Origin of the sequence: Methanocaldococcus jannaschii DSM 2661, assembly GCF_000091665.1 — an archaeon.
In the GTDB taxonomy this organism is placed as follows: Archaea; AGJL01; Methanococci; order Methanococcales; family Methanocaldococcaceae; genus Methanocaldococcus; species Methanocaldococcus jannaschii.
The window spans coordinates 435,516-454,036 of sequence record NC_000909.1 but is presented as its reverse complement, the minus strand read 5'-3'; the positions used below and the strand labels follow the sequence as shown (position 1 = coordinate 454,036).

Genomic DNA, 18,521 nt, shown 5'->3' with positions numbered 1-18,521 from the left:
GGCGGAGGTGTAAATTCAATCCAATTAATAATCAGGTGATATTTATGGTATTAGGAAAGATAAAATCACTACTACCAAATTCTCAAATTTTAACAAAAGTTAAAATTGTAGATATCAGAAGGAAGGAGAGTGAAGAAGGTTCAATATTTTACATTGGAACTATGGTTGATAAAGATGGAGTAGCCAATTTTATAACAACAATTCCTTTAGAGAGAGGAAAATGTTACGAGATATTTGGTAGAATAACAGAAGAAAAGAGCGTTAGAATAGTTGAAAAAGTTATTAAAGGTGTAAAATATCCAAGAGAAATTCCAGAAATTCCTAAAGAACAACTATACAATAGAGGAGAAGTTTTAGATGTGAAAGTTCCAGCCATATTGGAGGTTTCACAATCAACAATATTTGTAAATTATTACTGTAAAATATGTAGAGGAATTGTTGATACTAAGATTAAACCAAGAGGTTTAGTTTATATTTGCAGAAATTGTGGAGAAATAGACCCAGAAGATGTAGATGTAAAAATTAAGGTGTTTGGAAAGATACACTTTGGAACATCTTCAAAAAGATGCTACATCCCGCCAGCAACATTAGAGCAATTTATGCCAGGAATTTTAGATATGCTTGAAGAGTATGGAATTGACGATACAATTAGAGAAATCTGCTTAAAATTAAATGGAAAAACATTCTTAGTTAGAGGATTTGAAGGAAAGGAAGGAAATTATATAATAACTGAAATGGAAGACATTTAACTCCCATAGGAGGAAACCTTCTATTGGGATACTTCACGTCCATTTAACCAATTATCAAAGTTTTTAATTAAATAAGGCACTATAGAAGCCCTTTGGGCTTCTAAATTCCATAGTAAATAATATTTTCTTTGATAATTGGTTATAAGTTGGGGCTTTCAGCCCCAATTAATGTCCAAGCAAGATTTGGGGGAGTATCCCAATAGAGGGGGCTACGCCCCCTCTATGGTTATATATAATTGAAATGGAAGATATTTAAATCTTTTTTATATTTCATCAAATTTTTATACTTGTTGTATCTATTTTTTATCATAATTAAATACAATTACAAAGGGAGAGTATGCTATGTATAAAAAAGCCTTCTGTAGCCTCAGCTTTTAATGAATTAATTCCCAAAATATTGAAAGATGGCGAAGTAGTTGAGACAGAGTTTGAAGAGAGGACTAAAGAAATTAGAAATACGATTATAGAAATTACAAATCCAAAATTAAAAAAAGTTCCAGAAAAATATCCGTTGGGAGAGAAAGCTGTGGAAGAATACACAAAAAATCTTTTATATGGCTCTAAAAATGTTTTCAGCTATGATTATCATCAGAGGTTGTTTGAATATCCTTATGCTGATGAAAAAATTAACCAAATAGATTATATTATTGAAAAATTAAATCAACAAAAAAATAGTAGGAGAGCTGTAGCAATTACTTGGAATCCAAAAATTGATATTGAGGTTAGTAGGGATGAAAGAGGAAGCGTCCCTTGTTTGCAACTTGTTCAATTCTTAATTAGAAATGGGAAACTGTATCAAACTGTTATCTTCAGAAGCAATGACGCACTACTGGCTTTCGTAAGTAATGCGATAGGTCTGATAACGTTGGGAGAGTATATAGCAAAAAAGGTTGGCGTTGGTTATGGTACTTATACTCATCATGCTATTTCAATGCATATTTATGTTGACCGGGATTTTGACTATATTAAAAAATACTTCCCTGAATGTTTGAAATATTTGTGGTGATTGAAAATGGGTGTTAGGAAAAAGGTAAGTGACAGAATGATTAATGAATTTATCAGATTATATTTAGACGAGAAGTGATCTATTTCGGAAATAGCAAATTATTTTGGATTACATCATGAGACAGTAAGATATCATTTGAAAAAAAAGAAATATAGTCCTGAGACAGTATAACGAAAGTAGGGTTATTAGAAACGGACTAAAACTAAATCTTGAACCTTCTGAAAGTTTAGCATATATCTTAGAGTAATAGAAGGAGATGGATGTGTTACTAAAAATAAAAACAGTAGACATCACTATATTAATCTGAATGCAATAGATAAAGATTTTGTCGATGAGTTTGAACGTCATCTTAGAAATATAGGCCTTACAAAAATTCAAAGGTCTACTATTAAGTATGATAATGGAGGGAGAAAAAACTAATATGTTGTTAGAGCATACTCAAAATACTTCTACGATTGGTACTGGAATTTGGACAAATATGAAGGTTACATAAAAATGTTCAAAAGTAATCATGATTATATAGCAATGTTTTTGAAAGGGATGTTCGACAGTGAAGGATGCGTCGAAATAATTATATAGTAAATAATAATAGTAAAAGAGGAAATTCAAAAAGTGCATTTATCCATATTTCCAATACTAACGAGAAACTAATAGATTTGTGTTTTAAATTTTTAGAAAGTTTAGATATACAATATAGATTAGAATTCAGGAAACGAAAAAACGAAAATCAAAGGGATGTTTGGAAAATATTTATAAAACCACATAGTTTTAACGATTTCAGAGAAAAATTGGAACTTCAATAAAAAGAAAATACGACAAAATGTATATTGTATGTAATATGAAAAAGAGTGAACTACTTAACAGACAAAGAAAGGAATGAAATAATAAAATTGTATAACGAAGGTTATAACATTAATCAAATAAGGAAAAGGATTGGCAGAGATTTTAATACAGTAAAAAGATGTTTACAAAAAGAAGGTATTATTAAAGTACCACACTAATTAATTTAGGAGAATTGTGGCTGAAAAGACAAATACTCAATTAAGAAGTTATGTGCATCATTCTGTTAGCATGCATATTTACATTGATAGGGTGATAAAATATGTATTATATTTATATTGTGTCTGTTGATAATTTTGGGCAGTTGGGTTTTTAATTTTTGTTATTATGGTTTGTGGTTTGTCTCGTTGAATGATTAAAATCAGACCCATTCGAAATGAAATATCTTTTTTTCTTTTTGTATATTCCACTCAATATCTACTATATTAAAATCAGCGATTTGGGATGAAAACTTTATCAAAGCACACTTTTCAAGAAATCTTATTTAGATAGATACCAAAATCAGACTCTAAGGGAATGAAACTCAACTTCTGAAGCTTTTTTGTTTATTTAGCATATAGAGATAAAATTAGCTTCATAGAAAATAAAACTATTTTAGCCAGTTGAATTTACTATATAAAGTCAGAATAGAATTATTTTCCTATAATCTTATAAAATCTACGGATTTTGAGACTTTATTCTACTATTTAATTCTCATTTTCACTCAACCGAAAATTTTATATATGGTTTCTGATATCTTAGCAATATAAAATTTTTCAAAATTTCCTGAAATTTGCTATTAAAGATTTATAAAATAGCCTCATCTTTTTTAAGTAAAATATTTATATCAGATACCATATAATATGGATGCTTTTTGTTAAATATAAAAAAGAAAGGAGGATGACTATGGACAGAGAAGCACTGTTGCAAGCGGTGAAGGAGGCTCGCGAACTCGCGAAGCCGAGAAACTTCACACAGTCATTTGAATTCATAGCAACCCTCAAAGAGATTGACATGAGGAAGCCAGAGAACAGAATAAAAACAGAAGTAGTGCTTCCTCATGGAAGAGGGAAAGAAGCTAAAATAGCAGTTATTGGAACTGGAGATTTAGCTAAACAGGCAGAAGAATTAGGATTAACTGTTATTAGAAAAGAAGAAATTGAAGAATTAGGTAAAAACAAAAGAAAATTAAGAAAAATAGCTAAAGCCCATGACTTCTTTATAGCACAGGCAGATTTAATGCCATTAATTGGTAGATATATGGGGGTTATATTAGGGCCAAGAGGAAAGATGCCAAAACCAGTTCCAGCTAACGCAAACATAAAACCATTAGTTGAAAGATTAAAGAAAACAGTTGTTATAAACACAAGAGATAAGCCATACTTCCAAGTGTTAGTTGGAAATGAAAAAATGACAGATGAGCAGATAGTTGATAACATAGAGGCAGTTTTAAACGTTGTTGCTAAGAAGTATGAAAAAGGTCTCTACCACATAAAAGATGCTTATGTCAAGCTAACCATGGGTCCTGCTGTAAAGGTTAAGAAAGAGAAGGCTAAGAAAAAATAAATAATAATAAGTGAAGGGGATAGAAATGGAAACAAAAGTGAAAGCACACGTAGCCCCATGGAAAATTGAAGAAGTTAAAACACTCAAGGGGCTTATTAAAAGTAAGCCTGTAGTGGCTATTGTAGATATGATGGACGTTCCTGCCCCTCAATTGCAAGAGATTAGAGATAAAATCAGGGACAAAGTTAAATTAAGAATGTCAAGAAACACCTTAATTATAAGAGCTTTAAAAGAAGCTGCTGAAGAATTAAACAATCCAAAATTAGCTGAGTTAGCAAACTACGTTGAGAGAGGGGCGGCTATATTAGTTACAGACATGAACCCATTCAAGTTATACAAATTATTAGAAGAGAACAAAAGTCCTGCTCCTGTAAGAGGAGGACAAATAGCTCCTTGTGACATTAAAGTTGAGAAAGGTTCAACTGGAATGCCTCCAGGACCTTTCTTAGGAGAGCTTAAAAGTGTTGGTATTCCAGCTGCGATAGAAAAAGGTAAAATTGCAATTAAAGAAGATAAAGTTGTTGTTAAAAAAGGAGAAGTTGTTTCACCAAAATTGGCAGCTGTCTTAGACAGATTAGGAATCAAGCCAATAAAAGTTGGTTTAAATATCTTAGCTGTTTATGAAGATGGAATTATCTACACACCAGATGTCTTAAAGGTTGATGAAGAGAAGTTATTAGCTGACATACAAGCTGCATACCAAAACGCATTTAACTTGGCATTTAACACAGCATATCCAGCAAAAGAAGTATTGCCATTCTTAATACAGAAGGCATTCATAAACGCAAGAGCTTTATCAGTAGAGACAGCATTCGTAACAAAAGAAACAGCTGGAGACATATTAGCGAAAGCTCAGGCTCAGGCATTAGCTTTAGCTTCAAAATTGCCTGACGAAGCATTGGATGAAGACATTAAAGCTAAGTTGTCCTCAGTAGAAGTTTCAGCTGCTCCAGCAGCTGAGGAAGAGAAAGAAGAAGAGAAAAAAGAGGAAGAGAAGAAAGAAGAAGATACAGGAGCGGCTGGATTAGCCCTATTGTTCTAACCGAAAAATATAAATAACTAATTATAAATAGTGAATTGCAAACTCTACTTCAAATTAATATTGTTTAGATATTACGGTTAAAACAAATAAATAAAACACAAAGGAGAACATTTGGAGGTGTAAATTATGGAATACATATATGCAGCTTTATTATTGCACAGTGCAGGAAAAGAAATCACAGAAGATGCAATTAAGGCAGTTTTATCAGCTGCTGGTGTAGAAGTTGATGATGCAAGAGTTAAAGCATTAGTTGCTGGATTGGAAGGAGTAGATATTGAAGAAGCTATTGCAAACGCTGCAATGCCTGTTGCAGCTGCTCCAGCTGCTGCAGCTCCAGCAGCTGCTGCTGAAGAGAAGAAAGAAGAAGAGAAAAAAGAAGAGAAGAAGGAAGAAGATACAGCTGCAGTTGCTGGATTGGCAGCTTTATTCGGATAAATTTTCTACTTTCTTTTTTTATTTTTAAATATTACATTTATTAAGTTAAATATACAAATTTTATGTAATATTTAAAAGTATTTATATATAAAGTATTTATATATGGGGTTTTTATATAATATCTAAGTTAGTTGTTAAATAGGTGAAAATCATGGAACCAGAAATTAAGATTGTTAATGTTGTAGTCTCAACAAAAATTGGAGACAATATTGATTTAGAAGAGGTTGCTATGATTTTAGAAAATGCTGAATATGAGCCAGAACAATTCCCAGGGTTAGTTTGTAGATTATCAGTGCCAAAAGTTGCTTTATTAATATTTAGAAGTGGAAAGGTAAATTGTACTGGAGCTAAGAGCAAAGAAGAGGCAGAAATAGCCATTAAAAAGATTATAAAAGAGTTAAAAGATGCCGGAATTGATGTTATTGAAAACCCTGAAATTAAAATCCAAAATATGGTCGCAACAGCTGATTTAGGAATTGAGCCAAATTTAGATGACATTGCCTTAATGGTTGAAGGAACTGAATATGAGCCAGAACAATTCCCAGGGTTAGTTTATAGGTTGGATGACCCGAAGGTTGTTGTTTTAATATTTGGTAGTGGTAAGGTCGTTATTACTGGTTTAAAGAGTGAGGAAGATGCCAAAAGAGCTCTAAAGAAGATTTTAGATACAATAAAAGAAGTTCAAGAACTCTAAATTTTAGGGATGAAAATGATTGGAATAATTGATTACAACGCAGGGAATTTGAGAAGTATTCAAAAGGCAGTTGAACTCTATGATAAGGTAATAATAACAAACAACAGTGAGGAGTTATTGGCTTGTGATAAGATAATTCTACCAGGTGTAGGAAATTTTGGTAGTGCAATGGAAAATTTAGCTCCATTAAAAGAGACAATATACAAAATTGTTGATGATAGAGTTCCATTCTTAGGAATATGTTTAGGAATGCAGATTTTATTTGAAGAGAGCGAAGAGAAAAGAGGAATCAAAGGTTTAGGGATAATAAAAGGCAATGTAATCAAGTTTAAGGATGTTGAAAAACTTCCACATATGGGCTGGAATAGTGTAAAAATAGTTAAAGATTGCCCACTGTTTGAAGGAATAAAAAACAATAGTTACTTTTACTTTGTTCATTCATATCATGTAAATCCAGATGAAGATTGTATAGTTGGAAAAACTGAATATGGAAGAGAGTTTCCAAGCGTTATAAACAAAGATAATGTCTTTGCCACCCAATTCCACCCAGAAAAAAGTGGAAAAATTGGTTTAAAGATTATAGAAAATTTTGTTGAGTTGTTATAATTAATTTTTTGACGTTTCATTTAAGAAATAATCTAAAAACTCTAATCCACTGCCATAATTAACTGCCTTTGGATGAATTGAGAGAAAAAACTTTCTATTTTCTTTTATACTTAATTTATAATCAGTTGTTGCTATTTTTTCAGCCACTTTTACTAATGGTTTTGGAAGATACCAAGTATATTCTCTGTTTGTAATACTAATTTCAACTATTTTCCCATCTTTTTCTGTTATCATTTTATTTTCAAGGATTATTGTAATATTTCTCCCTAAAAACAGTTTTTCAGCATCTTCTGACAATTTATATCTTGGTGGAATAAAATATTTTATTTTTTTAGGATTAAAACCACATTCCTCTAAAATTTTAAATGATTTATTTAATTTTTCCTCTGCCACAGTTTTGTTACAGTTGAACTCATCATCTATATGATTATAGGCGTGGAACTCTATATGGTAACCTTCTTTTTCTAATTTATGGAGATAATCTACAAATTCAGGATAATTTTTTAAATTATATTTATTTGCATGATTGACAATTAAAAAAAGATAGCTCCTATTTTGATAATGATATTTATCTATAATTTTTACTATTTCCTTTAGTTCTTTAAAATACACTGGTGAGACATCATGAATTAAAATTATTGGTTTTTGTTCATCATCATCCTGATGACTTTTACTACTGTTGTCAAAAAAAGCAAATGTTAAGAAAAATACTGCAAATACAACAAGAAATAACAAATATTTAAATTTATTCATCATCTTCTTTCACTTTCTTTTTAATTCTTGGCATGCATAAAATCTCTCTTGCCTCTATGTTGAAGAAAGTATTCATATTAGCTGGCTTTATAACCATCGCTGTATCTGCCCCTCTACCTGTTCCTCCAATGGCTATAACCTCTTCTTTAGCCTTTATCAAACCAGCATCACATGCCATAATTGTGATTTCATAGCAAACCTTAACTCCCTGTCCAAATGTTCTTAATGTCTCAGCAATAACTTGAACAGGACCATAACCACCTAATTTATTTGAAATTCCTCTCTCAACTCCACTTAATGCATGACTGCCTCTAAATACCTTAGCTCCTCTTTTCTTTAGCTCTTCCTCAACCTCTTTATCCATTGATATTGTATCCTCTCCATGGAATCCTTGATGATATGTAACTACAACAACATTTAAATCTAATCCCTCTTTCTCCAACAAATCAAGCAATTTTTTAGCAGTGTATCCAGTAGATGAAGCTACAACTATACTTTTAATATCTCCCTTCTTAGCCCTCTCAACAGCTATTTTTAATGTCTCATCTGTATTTTGAATTCCTGGATAGTCAAAGAGTTTCATTATTCCTTCCCTCCATGATAATTTTATTTGTTAATTTTTATTTCTCTTCCTTAAAACTTCTTCAACAATCTCCTTAAAGACTTCATCAGTTATAAATTTACCTTCCTCTCTAATCTCTTTAACCTTTTTAACAATCTCGCACAACATCTCTCTATCGTAATCAATTCCCATAAGTTTTAGCTTATAGGCAACGGCTCTGCATCCAGAATGCTTCCCTAACAAAATATTTCTCTTAAGCCCTATTTTCTCTGGAAGGAAGGGTTCATAGGTTAATGGATTCTCTATGACAGCATCAACGTGAATTCCACTTTCATGAGCAAATACAAGCTCTCCAACTATTGGTTTGTTCTTTGGCATCTTTATTCCAGAGTATTCCTCAACCATTCTGCATAACTCTGGAAGAACCTCCAAGTTTAATCCCAAATCAACATCATACAAGACAGTTAAAGCCATAATTAGCTCTTCTAAAGCTGCATTCCCTGCCCTCTCTCCAATACCATTAACTGTTGTTGAAACTGCCTTAGCTCCTCCAATTAAACCATATATTGAATTTATAACTGCAAATCCAAAGTCGTTGTGACAATGCACTCCAATATGTGCCTTTTTTAAGTTCTCCTTCAATGTTTTACATATAAACTCCATACTTTGGGGGGTAGCACAGCCAGTTGTGTCTGCTATATGAACCCTATCTGCTCCAGCCTCTTCAGCGGCTTTATGCACTTTAATCAAGTCCTCTATTGGTGTTCTTGTCGCATCCTCTGCAGAGAAAGCAACAAATAAGCCATGTTCCTTTGCATACTCAACTGCCTCAACTCCCATCTCTAATATTTCATCTAAGCTTTTGTTGTTGAATTTATATTTTAAGTGGAGAGGAGATGTTGCTATGAAGGTAATAATCCCATCTACATCGCACTCTATTGCTTTATCTATATCTTTCTTTAAAGCCCTGCATAAAGCTAAGATATCAGCATTTAGCCCTTCATTAGCAATTGTTTTAACTATATCTGCTTCTCTTTCAGATACTATTGGGAAGCCAGCTTCAATCTGCTTTAATCCAAGTTCATCCAACTTCCTTGCAATCTCCAATTTTTGTTCTTTGGTAAAGCAAACTCCTGGGGTTTGCTCTCCATCTCTTAGGGTTGTGTCATAAATATAAATGTCCTTTAAATCCAACTTTGGATTGTAGGGACAAACTGCTTTCCAGCTGTTCTCAAATAAGAAATCCATAAACATCACCAGCACTTTTGTCATAGAGTTGTTATTACCTGTATAAATTTTTTTATTATTTTTTAATCAAAATATCAATATGAAGAGATTGATTTATTCACTTACTTTTTATTTTACCTCTATATTAGCCCCTAAGCTCTTCATAACATCAACAAAGTTTGGGAAAGAGATTTTAACGGCCTCCTCTCCTTCAATAATTGTTTCTCCTTCTGCCTTTAAACCAGCTATAGTAAATGCCATAACCAATCTATGGTCGTGATAGGTGTTTAGCTTAGCCCCCTTTAGCTTTTTAACTCCTCTTATAATTAAACCATCTGGTTTCTCTTCAATATCAGCACCCATCTTTTTTAATTCAACAGCACAAGCTCTTAATCTATCGCACTCCTTTAATCTAACATGTTCTCCATTGTAAATCTCAGTCTTTCCTTCTGCAAAGCATCCAAGAACTGCAATTGTTGGGACTAAATCTGGAATATCTTTAACATCAACATCTATTCCTTTTAAGCTGTATTCTCCTTCAATAATTACTTTATCTTTTTTAACTTTAATATCTGCTCCCATCTCTTTGACAATATTGATTATAGCTTTATCTCCTTGCTTTGAGTTGGCAAATAGGTTTTCAATAGTTATATTTGAGTTTATTAAAACTCCAGCAGCTATTAAGTATGAAGCTGAAGAATAATCTCCCTCAACAATATAATCTATTGGTTTATACTTCTGATTTCCATAGACTAAAAAGCCGTTATCAGTTTTATCAATCTTTATTCCAAATTTATTTAATATATCCAATGTTATATCAATATATGGCTTTGATTTTAGTGGTGAGGTTAGAATTATCTCAGTATCTTCTTTATTAAATGGAAGGAGCATCATCAAAGAGGTTATAAACTGAGAGCTAATGTCTCCTCTAATCTTTACCACATTTCCATAAATTTTCCCACTTTTAACTATTATTGGTGCAGTTCCATCTAATTTTGATGAAAATGCCTCTATATTTAGCTGTTTTAAGGCATCTAATAAAGGTTGCATCGGTCTCTTTCTTATAGAATCATCTCCAGTTAAAATTGCATATCCTTTTGGTATCTGTGAGGCTATAGAGGTTAAAATCCTTAAGGTTGTTCCACTGTTCCCAATATCTATGATATTATCTGGGGTTTTTAACTCTCCTCCTTTAACAATCCATTCATCTTTTTCTTTATCTAACTCAATATTAGCCCCCAACATTCTACAACCATGAACAGATGATAAACAATCAGCTCCCCAAAGTGGGTTTATTATTCTGCTAACTCCATCAGCTAAAGATGCTCCAATAACTGCTCTATGAGTGTAAGATTTTGAAGGAGGAGCTTTAACTATCCCTTCCAATCTATCTGTTTTTTTAACAATCAGCAAATACATCACCACTAATTTTTTAATCAACAGAGTATAATTTAAATGTGATATATTAAGGTTGTTATAATTACACAGTTAATACAAATGAAATTATGATAATTCTATATACCCGATTCTTAATTCTTGTCTCTAATGAGAAAAATTAACATTTATAAATTAAGTAAGTGTGAAAATTATGGAAATCTTTGAATTTAAAGGTAATGGCGTAAAAAAGCTGTTTATTGGAGGTTTGCATGGAAATGAGGGAAAATTTACAGAAATTATTCTTAAAGATTTTGTCAATTCATTAAAAGAATGCAATTATATTGGTGATATAGTAGTTATCCCAAAACTTGTTGAAAATAGCAAATACATCTCTACATTATCAGAAAAGTATTATGAAAGTGATGAAGGTAAAACATTAATCAACATCATCAAAAAGTATAAGCCAAAGGTCTATTTTGAACTCCATGCATATAAAAAAGAAAATTATAAAAAATTAACAAGCAACAATAGGAAAAAAGTTCCTCCACTCATAGATATCGGAAACAATGTTCTAATAGCCTCAATCTCTCCAATTTTAAGAAAGAGATTTAGTAAAGAAGATTTTTGCATGACCATTGAGATTCCAAGCTGGAAAGTATATGAAGTCAAAGATGAGATTCTAAAGATTTTAAAAATTGGGGCTGAAAGTTTAAGAAGGGAGGAGATTATTGAAAAACTAAAGAAGATTTATCCAGAGCATATAGAGAAAGCAGAATATTTTTCAAAGAAATATAATTTAATGCTGTTTTGATGATGTTAATTCTTTATAATGAATAAAATCTTAAATGTAATTAAAATTTTAAAATTAATAATCGCCAAATATCTGAAGTGAGTTTTATGATAATAGAAGAGATAAAAGAGAGAGCTTTAAATCTGCTAAGTGAGAAAGAAGAAGATTTTAAAGTTATTGATTTCTCCTTTGCCTTGCCTTATAGCTATGTATTAATTGAAAGCAATGGCAAAAAAGCTTTGGGAGTGGCAATGACGTTATTGGAGGAATATAGAGGGCATGGAAATAGGAAAGATTTAAATATAAATAAAAATTTGGAAGAGTTTATAAACATGGCAGATAGTTTTGATATTGTTGAAAGAACTTTGGGAGTTGCAGCTATCAATGCAGTATCTCAATACTATTTTAACTTTGAAGCTAATGGAAAAGATGCCGCTGAGTTAGTTTTAAATAGAGACGATATTAAAAAAATAGCTTTCGTTGGAAATATGATTCCAGTTGTTAATATGCTGAAAAAATCTGAAAAATTTGATATCTATGTGTTTGAGAGAAGTCCTTCACTATTGATGGATGGAGTTTTAAGCGATGCCTTTGAATATAGGTTATTGCCAGAGATGGATGCCGTATTTATCAGCGGAACTACTCTGCTAAATGATACATTGGATTTTGTTTTAGATAGGGCTAAAAATGCCAAGTTAAAGATTTTAGTAGGACCTACAGCTCAATCTTTGCCAGAGCTATTTAAAGGATTTGGCATAACACATATAGCATCAACAAAGATTATAGATGTTGATAAAGCTCTCCTATATTTAAAATTTGCCTCTTCTTCAATGCTATTCAAGGGAGCATCAAAGAAATACACTATGGAGGTAGAATAAAAATATATAGTTTTTGCAAAAGTTATTAAATTGACTAAGGAAAGTTGAACACCTTCTTATAGAAGGCGTTCATTATATACCTTATTATTACAAAATGTTTTGCAAAAACTATAATTCCTCTCAGATACCCCGAAAGGTTCATCATATTAAGTCAGCTTTTTATTGCTCATCATCGAGGAATTAAAATAATCTCTCAGCCCCCGTAAGGTTCATCATCCTAAATTATTATTCATGAAAGATTTTTTATAAACTTTTTTATATCACTTACACTCTAAAAGTATAGTGCCTTTCAAAACTTATTGAGATAATAAAAGGTATTAATGAACGCCTCCTAAAGGAAGGCGTTCAAAGTTTAATAATAAGTTTATTAATTTTGAAAGGCACTATATATCTACAGTTATTCTTATAAAGACTAATTAAATGGTGAGATTATGGGAATGACAATTGTAGAGAAGATATTAGCAAAGGCGTCTGGAAAGAAGGAAGTTAGTCCTGGAGATATAGTGATGGCAAACATTGATGTAGCAATGGTTCATGATATTACAGGGCCTTTAACAGTCAATACATTAAAGGAGTATGGAATTGAAAAAGTTTGGAATCCAGAAAAGATAGTTATTTTATTTGACCACCAAGTTCCTGCTGATAGTATAAAAGCGGCTGAAAACCATATATTAATGAGAAAGTTCGTAAAAGAACAGGGTATTAAATACTTCTACGATATTAGAGAGGGAGTTTGTCACCAAGTTTTACCAGAGAAAGGACATGTAGCTCCAGGAGAGGTAGTTGTTGGAGCTGATTCACACACATGCACACATGGAGCTTTTGGTGCTTTTGCTACCGGTATAGGTTCAACTGACATGGCTCACGTATTTGCAACAGGTAAATTGTGGTTTAAAGTTCCAGAAACAATATACTTCAACATTACTGGAGATTTACAACCTTACGTTACTTCAAAGGATGTTATTCTAAGCATTATAGGAGAAGTTGGTGTTGATGGGGCTACATATAAAGCATGCCAGTTTGGTGGAGAAACCGTTAAAAAGATGTCCATAGCATCAAGAATGACAATGACAAACATGGCTATTGAGATGGGGGGAAAAACAGGAATTATAGAGCCAGATGAGAAAACCATCCAATATGTAAAAGAGGCTATGAAGAAACATGGAACTGAGAGACCATTTGAGGTAATAAAAGGAGATGAAGATGCTGAATTTGCAGAGGTTTATGAAATTGAGGCAGATAAAATAGAGCCAGTATTTGCATGCCCACACAATGTAGATAATGTTAAACAGGCGAGAGAAGTGGCTGGAAAGCCTATAGACCAGGTGTTTATTGGTTCATGTACGAACGGAAGATTGGAAGATTTAAGAATGGCTATTAAGATTATTGAGAAGCATGGTGGAATTGCTGATGATGTTAGGGTTGTTGTAACTCCAGCTTCAAGGGAAGAGTATCTAAAAGCATTAAAAGAGGGAATAATTGAGAAATTCTTAAAGTATGGATGTGTTGTTACAAATCCTTCATGCTCTGCTTGTATGGGTTCATTGTATGGTGTTTTAGGTCCTGGAGAGGTCTGTGTCTCAACCTCAAACAGAAACTTCAGAGGAAGGCAGGGTTCATTAGAAGCAGAGATTTATTTAGCATCACCAATAACTGCTGCTGCATGTGCTGTTAAAGGAGAACTTGTTGACCCAAGGGATTTATAATTTTTCCATAATTCTTTTTAAAACATTTAAAAAAGGCAGGCACTAATAGTATTCTATTTTAAAGCTTTAAACATTTGGGGTTTGCATAAATAACAATCTTTATAAAGTATAGAAGGCAAATTTAAATTAATATTAAAATTATGGTGAAATGATGAAAAAGACAAAGGTTATTGTTTTAGCTGAAAATGCCCTAACAACTCCAGGTAAGTTAGTGAGATATATAAATACATTAAATCAGCCAGTTATTGTAAAAGAGACATGTTTTGGAGCATACATTGAGGGAGAGGAAGAGTTAGTGGATAAATTAGCTCAAGAAATTAGAAATTATGAGAGAAATAGAATATTTTGTAAGGACAGAGGATATGCTATTTGGGATAAGAGGAGATGTAGGGCATTTAGAGGAGGAGGACCAAGAGAGGGTTTCCACCAATTAGAGGCTGAGCAAGCGGTTTTAGACAAAATTGGTTTAGCATTAGATAAAATTGATAAGGAAGGAATAAAACCAATGGAAGAAGTTTTAGCTAAAGAAAATGAGTTGATAAAGAGAGAAACTAAAATACCTGTAGAGGAGTTTAAAAATATTATTGAGAAAGTATTAGGGAGCAAAAATGAGGCATAAATATAGAAAAGGAAGTTCATTTGAAAGAGAATTAAAAAGACTTTTAGAAAAGGAGGGATTTGCTGTAATTAGGAGTGCAGGAAGTAAAGGAGTTGATTTAATAGCTGGGAGAAAAGGAGAGGTTTTAATATTTGAGTGTAAGACTTCTTCAAAAACCAAATTCTATATAAATAAGGAGGACATTGAAAAACTTATAAGCTTTTCTGAAATATTTGGAGGAAAACCTTATTTAGCTATAAAGTTTAATGGAGAAATGCTATTTATAAATCCTTTTCTTTTATCAACTAATGGCAAAAACTATGTTATCGATGAAAGGATAAAAGCTATAGCTATTGATTTTTATGAAGTTATAGGTAGAGGAAAACAGTTAAAAATAGATGATTTAATCTAACTTTAGATTTTCGCTTATGATTTTTGTTATAATAACACTCAACAATGCAATCTTTTTTGGTTTCACTACAACTGATATATGTTTGTCATCCTTATGAAAGCCAACAAGAATTGAAGCTACCCTATTTTCATCTGCTGGTAAAACCCCCACTGAAACTCTCCCATCAACACCAAAAACTGTTCCAACATCATGTATATTATGCACTTTAATTTTATCCTTTTTAAAGTCCTTGTTTATTTTCTCAGCTATCACTGCACTCTGCTCCATCAAGATTTTTAATAAAGCAGCTGATTCAAAATTCATTTTTATACTATCCTCAACATCCTTAGATTTCATTTTTAAAATTAGCTGTTTTCCATCACATTCTACACCCAACTTTTTATATGGTAGATTCACAACATACACAACTCTCACCAAGACAGCTAAAATAATTTATCGGTAAAATTTATTTTTGTTGTGTTGAGTATATAAAAGATGCGGTTTTAATACCTATGAATTTATCCCCATTTTCTTACTCTTTTTAATACAACTTTTTCTCCTCCATTAACTTCCTCATCAAACTCAGCAATTAAAGCCCCTTTAGTTCCAAACGTCCCCTTAATAACTCCCCATATATTCTTATCAGGGATATAAACTTTCCCCCCAATAAGTTTTTCTCCAGCTGTTTTAGAAGATGCTAATCCCTCAATATAGATTTTATCTTTCTTTTTAACAACCTTTCCCTCTTTTACAACAATCTTTTTAACCTCTACTTCTCCAAAATCAATAACCTCCCCAAATCCACAAATCCTTAAAGTTGTTGGCGGCAAATCCAACCTCATTATTAAAATCTTATCTCCTTCATCAACAACAACTCTTTCCTCTAACTTAAAGATACAGTAGCAAGAATCTCCCCCTTTAATTTCTTCCAGTATTATTGGTTCCTCTTTGTCATTAATCTTCTCTATTTTATATGGAATTATTGTGGCTGGGACTGTTAAAAGCCCAATGTTTATATGAACCTTCATCTTTGGAGCTAAGTTATATTTAAACAACTCAAGAATCTTTACTTTTGCTATAAACTTATCTACTACCTTTAATTTTGTATCCTCTGAAGTTAATATGCAACCTCTAAATAAACTCTCTGGTTCTACACCCATTAACGCCATTCCAACCCTATCTCCTGCATAAGCTATAGAGACATCCTGTTTAAAGCACTGTATGCTTTTAACCTTAACTTCATGATTTATTGGTAAAATCCTAAGATTATCTCCAACCTCCACCTTTCCCTTATGAATCGTTCCTGTTACAACTGTTCCAACCCCTTTTATTTTAAATGCATGGTCAATAGGCATTTTTAGATAGCTATTTATATCTCTCTTAATATCTAAGCTGTCTAACAGATTTTTAAGCTCTTTTTTTAATTCCCCTATTCCCTCTCCAGTTTTTGCTGAGATTTTAATAATCTTAGAGTTTTTTAAATTTATTGTTGAGTTTAGTATTTGTTTCATAAACATTTCAGTTCTTTTAATCTCTTCATCATTTGCAATGTCTATCTTATTTATAACAACAATCGTAGGGATGTTTAATAAATCTAAAACTAACAGATGCTCTCCTGTTTGTGTCTTTGGCCCTTCTTTGGCATCTACAACTAATAAAGCGGCATCAATTATATTTCCTGCCCCAATAGCTGTTCTTATCAACTCAGAATGTCCAGGGGCATCGACTAAGGTAATCCTATATCTATCCAATGTGAAGGAAGAGAATCCCAAATCAATGGTTATTCCTCTCTTTTGGGATTCTTTTGGTTTATCTAAGGCAGAGGTTGAAGCTATTTCAGTCAGTTGCTTTGCCAGTTGTGTTTTTCCATGGTCAATATGCCCAAACAAACCAACATTTACATTTTTCATTTCCATAGAAATCACCAAATTATTTATTAATTATTTATTTTTGTTTTTTAGCTTTCAACCTTTCTCTTCTAATTACAAACCATCTCTTTGGTTTTTTTATTCCTAAAAATTTTATTTTTGCCTTTCTTATTGTCCCGGAAACTCCTAAGCAGATAATATTTACTGGCTTTTCTTTAAATTCCCTAATCAAAATTAAAGAGGCTTTTACATAATCAACATTATCCCTTTGACATCTCAAAATACCATAAGGAAAATCATAATAAACAAGCCATGGATTTGCCTTGGATGTTCCCCAAGAGCCATAATATTCTAAAACAGCTTTTCTAATTAAATTAACAACCTCTCCCTCTTTTAACTCCTCATCGTATAATATTTTAAATGCAATATATCTCTTTTTCTCCCTTAAAGTTGGTGGTAGTGTTTTAAGCATTTCTATCACTCAATAAATAGTGTGTTGTATTTAGAAATTTTTATACTACACATATTTTTTAACAAAAGTTTTTATTATTTAAGTTTTATTAAATTAAAAAATTAAAAACTTAATAATGGGGGATATTCATGCTCAAAGATTATGCTCTTAAAATACTAAAAAAATCTTTGGAATACGATGTTGGATTTGGAGATATAACAACAAACTCCATCATTCCAGAAGGTGTAAAGGCTAAGGGTGTTATTAAAGCTAAAGAAAAATGTATAGTTTGTGGGATTGATTTTATCGTTGCATTTTTTGAAGAATACGGTATAAAATGTAAAAAATTATTTAATGATGGAGAAGAAGCTTATGGAAACATATTAGAGTTTGAAGGGGATGCAAGAACCATTTTAATGCTTGAAAGAACCGCCTTAAATCTACTTATGCACCTCTCCGGAATAGCCACTATGACAAACAGAATAGTTAAAAAAGCTAAATCAGTAAATAAAAACGTCAGGGTGGCCTGCACAAGAAAAACTCTTCCTTTATTATCTCCACTACAAAAATATGCAGTATATATTGGTGGTGGAGACACACATAGATTTAGGTTAGATGACTGTGTTTTAATTAAAGATAATCATATAGCAATTGTTGGTGTGAAAGAAGCTATAAGAAGGGCTAAGGAAAATGTTAGCTTTACAAAAAAGATTGAAGTTGAGGTTAGTAACTTGAAAGAGTTGAGAGAAGCTTTAGAGGAGAGGGCAGATATAATAATGCTTGACAACTTCAAACCAGAAGAGATAGAGGAAGCTTTAAAGATAATTGATGAATTTGAAAGAAAAACCAATTTTAAGCCAATAATTGAAGTTAGCGGTGGAATAAAAGAAGATAATATTTTAGAATATGCAAAATACAATGTTGATGTTATATCAATGGGAGCTTTAACTCATTCTGTAAAGAGTGTTGATATGAGTTTGGATATAGTTAGGTATCAATAAAA

Annotated in this window: 22 protein-coding genes; 15 read left to right on the top strand and 7 right to left on the bottom strand. The window is 32.0% G+C overall.

The window, feature by feature from the left end; translation table 11 throughout:
• Positions 1-44: 44 nt before the first annotated feature.
• The 9 genes from MJ_RS02705 (at position 45) to hisH (ending at position 6,917) form a co-directional block, all read left to right on the top strand.
• Positions 45-749, top strand: a complete 705-nt coding sequence (locus MJ_RS02705) for a hypothetical protein (protein ID WP_064496522.1) — start codon at positions 45-47, stop codon at positions 747-749.
• Positions 750-1,086: 337 nt separating this feature from the next.
• Complete coding sequence (locus tag MJ_RS02700) at positions 1,087-1,755, top strand: thymidylate synthase (protein ID WP_010870012.1); 669 nt, start codon at positions 1,087-1,089, stop codon at positions 1,753-1,755.
• A gap of 231 nt (positions 1,756-1,986) precedes the next feature.
• Entirely contained in the window at positions 1,987-2,175 is a 189-nt protein-coding gene (locus tag MJ_RS09930) for an LAGLIDADG family homing endonuclease (protein WP_394296060.1), read from the top strand.
• A 428-nt stretch (positions 2,176-2,603) separates the two neighbouring features.
• Positions 2,604-2,756 (top strand): helix-turn-helix domain-containing protein, encoded by a 153-nt coding sequence (locus MJ_RS09925; RefSeq protein ID WP_083774539.1) that lies wholly within the window; start codon positions 2,604-2,606, stop codon positions 2,754-2,756.
• A 724-nt stretch (positions 2,757-3,480) separates the two neighbouring features.
• Positions 3,481-4,140: a 50S ribosomal protein L1 gene (locus MJ_RS02690; protein ID WP_064496520.1), complete on the top strand. Its 660-nt coding sequence runs from the start codon at positions 3,481-3,483 to the stop codon at positions 4,138-4,140.
• A 25-nt stretch (positions 4,141-4,165) separates the two neighbouring features.
• Entirely contained in the window at positions 4,166-5,182 is a 1,017-nt protein-coding gene (locus tag MJ_RS02685; RefSeq protein WP_010870010.1) for a 50S ribosomal protein L10, read from the top strand.
• A gap of 126 nt (positions 5,183-5,308) precedes the next feature.
• Positions 5,309-5,617, top strand: a complete 309-nt coding sequence (gene rpl12p / locus MJ_RS02680; RefSeq protein ID WP_010870009.1) for a 50S ribosomal protein P1 — start codon at positions 5,309-5,311, stop codon at positions 5,615-5,617.
• Positions 5,618-5,768: 151 nt separating this feature from the next.
• Positions 5,769-6,311 (top strand): TATA-box-binding protein, encoded by a 543-nt coding sequence (locus MJ_RS02675; protein ID WP_048202361.1) that lies wholly within the window; start codon positions 5,769-5,771, stop codon positions 6,309-6,311.
• 15 nt (positions 6,312-6,326) lie between these two features.
• Entirely contained in the window at positions 6,327-6,917 is a 591-nt protein-coding gene (hisH, locus tag MJ_RS02670) for an imidazole glycerol phosphate synthase subunit HisH (RefSeq protein WP_064496519.1), read from the top strand.
• Here the strand turns inward: hisH and MJ_RS02665 are convergent, their stop codons facing one another.
• From MJ_RS02665 to aroA, 4 genes are all read right to left on the bottom strand, one after another.
• On the bottom strand, positions 6,918-7,670 hold the full coding sequence (locus MJ_RS02665; RefSeq protein ID WP_064496918.1) for a DUF2334 domain-containing protein: 753 nt from the start codon (positions 7,668-7,670) through the stop codon (positions 6,918-6,920). It abuts the gene before it with no gap.
• Entirely contained in the window at positions 7,663-8,253 is a 591-nt protein-coding gene (locus MJ_RS02660; RefSeq protein WP_010870005.1) for a pyruvate kinase alpha/beta domain-containing protein, read from the bottom strand. Before MJ_RS02660 ends, MJ_RS02665 begins: the two co-directional genes overlap by 8 nt.
• A gap of 30 nt (positions 8,254-8,283) precedes the next feature.
• Positions 8,284-9,480, bottom strand: coding sequence for a homocitrate synthase family protein (locus tag MJ_RS02655; RefSeq protein WP_064496518.1), 1,197 nt, complete (start codon positions 9,478-9,480; stop codon positions 8,284-8,286).
• A gap of 108 nt (positions 9,481-9,588) precedes the next feature.
• Complete coding sequence (gene aroA, locus MJ_RS02650) at positions 9,589-10,872, bottom strand: 3-phosphoshikimate 1-carboxyvinyltransferase (protein WP_064496517.1); 1,284 nt, start codon at positions 10,870-10,872, stop codon at positions 9,589-9,591.
• Positions 10,873-11,047: 175 nt separating this feature from the next.
• On the opposite strand from aroA, the gene MJ_RS02645 reads away from it, so the two are divergent.
• From MJ_RS02645 to hjc, 5 genes are all read left to right on the top strand, one after another.
• On the top strand, positions 11,048-11,647 hold the full coding sequence (locus MJ_RS02645) for a DUF2119 domain-containing protein (protein WP_064496516.1): 600 nt from the start codon (positions 11,048-11,050) through the stop codon (positions 11,645-11,647).
• A gap of 86 nt (positions 11,648-11,733) precedes the next feature.
• Entirely contained in the window at positions 11,734-12,504 is a 771-nt protein-coding gene (locus MJ_RS02640) for a Rossmann-like domain-containing protein (RefSeq protein ID WP_064496515.1), read from the top strand.
• Between the two features lie 431 nt (positions 12,505-12,935).
• Positions 12,936-14,210 carry an isopropylmalate/citramalate isomerase large subunit gene (gene leuC, locus MJ_RS02635; protein ID WP_010870000.1) on the top strand — a complete coding sequence of 425 codons (1,275 nt, stop codon included), beginning with the start codon at positions 12,936-12,938 and terminating at the stop codon, positions 14,208-14,210.
• A gap of 151 nt (positions 14,211-14,361) precedes the next feature.
• Positions 14,362-14,829: a methanogenesis marker 6 protein gene (locus tag MJ_RS02630; RefSeq protein ID WP_064496514.1), complete on the top strand. Its 468-nt coding sequence runs from the start codon at positions 14,362-14,364 to the stop codon at positions 14,827-14,829.
• Positions 14,819-15,220, top strand: a complete 402-nt coding sequence (gene hjc / locus MJ_RS02625) for a Holliday junction resolvase Hjc (RefSeq protein WP_010869998.1) — start codon at positions 14,819-14,821, stop codon at positions 15,218-15,220. Before MJ_RS02630 ends, hjc begins: the two co-directional genes overlap by 11 nt.
• Here the strand turns inward: hjc and MJ_RS02620 are convergent.
• The 3 genes from MJ_RS02620 to MJ_RS02610 all read right to left on the bottom strand — a co-directional run bounded on the left by MJ_RS02620 (position 15,212) and on the right by MJ_RS02610 (position 17,539).
• Positions 15,212-15,625 carry a hypothetical protein gene (locus MJ_RS02620; RefSeq protein WP_244409471.1) on the bottom strand — a complete coding sequence of 138 codons (414 nt, stop codon included), beginning with the start codon at positions 15,623-15,625 and terminating at the stop codon, positions 15,212-15,214. The genes hjc and MJ_RS02620 overlap by 9 nt on opposite strands.
• 92 nt (positions 15,626-15,717) lie before the next feature.
• On the bottom strand, positions 15,718-17,109 hold the full coding sequence (gene selB / locus MJ_RS02615; RefSeq protein ID WP_064496917.1) for a selenocysteine-specific translation elongation factor: 1,392 nt from the start codon (positions 17,107-17,109) through the stop codon (positions 15,718-15,720).
• A 34-nt stretch (positions 17,110-17,143) separates the two neighbouring features.
• On the bottom strand, positions 17,144-17,539 hold the full coding sequence (locus MJ_RS02610; RefSeq protein ID WP_064496513.1) for an Rpp14/Pop5 family protein: 396 nt from the start codon (positions 17,537-17,539) through the stop codon (positions 17,144-17,146).
• A 128-nt stretch (positions 17,540-17,667) separates the two neighbouring features.
• On the opposite strand from MJ_RS02610, the gene nadC reads away from it, so the two are divergent.
• A complete protein-coding gene (gene nadC / locus MJ_RS02605; RefSeq protein ID WP_010869994.1) occupies positions 17,668-18,519 on the top strand; it encodes a carboxylating nicotinate-nucleotide diphosphorylase in 852 nt (283 codons plus the stop codon).
• Positions 18,520-18,521: the final 2 nt, after the last annotated feature.

Excerpts from the sequence above, each read along its gene's own strand:
- nadC (WP_010869994.1), top strand. The coding sequence starts at position 17,668 with ATGCTCAAAGATTATGCTCTTAAAATACTAAAAAAATCTTTGGAATAC.
- leuC (WP_010870000.1), top strand. The coding sequence starts at position 12,936 with ATGGGAATGACAATTGTAGAGAAGATATTAGCAAAGGCGTCTGGAAAG.
- MJ_RS02645 (WP_064496516.1), top strand. The coding sequence starts at position 11,048 with ATGGAAATCTTTGAATTTAAAGGTAATGGCGTAAAAAAGCTGTTTATT.
- MJ_RS02700 (WP_010870012.1), top strand. The coding sequence starts at position 1,087 with ATGCTATGTATAAAAAAGCCTTCTGTAGCCTCAGCTTTTAATGAATTA.
- MJ_RS02685 (WP_010870010.1), top strand. The coding sequence starts at position 4,166 with ATGGAAACAAAAGTGAAAGCACACGTAGCCCCATGGAAAATTGAAGAA.
- MJ_RS02665 (WP_064496918.1), bottom strand. The coding sequence starts at position 7,670 with ATGAATAAATTTAAATATTTGTTATTTCTTGTTGTATTTGCAGTATTT.
- MJ_RS02640 (WP_064496515.1), top strand. The coding sequence starts at position 11,734 with ATGATAATAGAAGAGATAAAAGAGAGAGCTTTAAATCTGCTAAGTGAG.
- MJ_RS02675 (WP_048202361.1), top strand. The coding sequence starts at position 5,769 with ATGGAACCAGAAATTAAGATTGTTAATGTTGTAGTCTCAACAAAAATT.
- MJ_RS02610 (WP_064496513.1), bottom strand. The coding sequence starts at position 17,539 with ATGCTTAAAACACTACCACCAACTTTAAGGGAGAAAAAGAGATATATT.
- MJ_RS02630 (WP_064496514.1), top strand. The coding sequence starts at position 14,362 with ATGAAAAAGACAAAGGTTATTGTTTTAGCTGAAAATGCCCTAACAACT.
- MJ_RS02690 (WP_064496520.1), top strand. The coding sequence starts at position 3,481 with ATGGACAGAGAAGCACTGTTGCAAGCGGTGAAGGAGGCTCGCGAACTC.
- rpl12p (WP_010870009.1), top strand. The coding sequence starts at position 5,309 with ATGGAATACATATATGCAGCTTTATTATTGCACAGTGCAGGAAAAGAA.
- hisH (WP_064496519.1), top strand. The coding sequence starts at position 6,327 with ATGATTGGAATAATTGATTACAACGCAGGGAATTTGAGAAGTATTCAA.
- MJ_RS02705 (WP_064496522.1), top strand. The coding sequence starts at position 45 with ATGGTATTAGGAAAGATAAAATCACTACTACCAAATTCTCAAATTTTA.
- MJ_RS02655 (WP_064496518.1), bottom strand. The coding sequence starts at position 9,480 with ATGGATTTCTTATTTGAGAACAGCTGGAAAGCAGTTTGTCCCTACAAT.
- selB (WP_064496917.1), bottom strand. The coding sequence starts at position 17,109 with ATGAAAAATGTAAATGTTGGTTTGTTTGGGCATATTGACCATGGAAAA.
- hjc (WP_010869998.1), top strand. The coding sequence starts at position 14,819 with ATGAGGCATAAATATAGAAAAGGAAGTTCATTTGAAAGAGAATTAAAA.
- MJ_RS02660 (WP_010870005.1), bottom strand. The coding sequence starts at position 8,253 with ATGAAACTCTTTGACTATCCAGGAATTCAAAATACAGATGAGACATTA.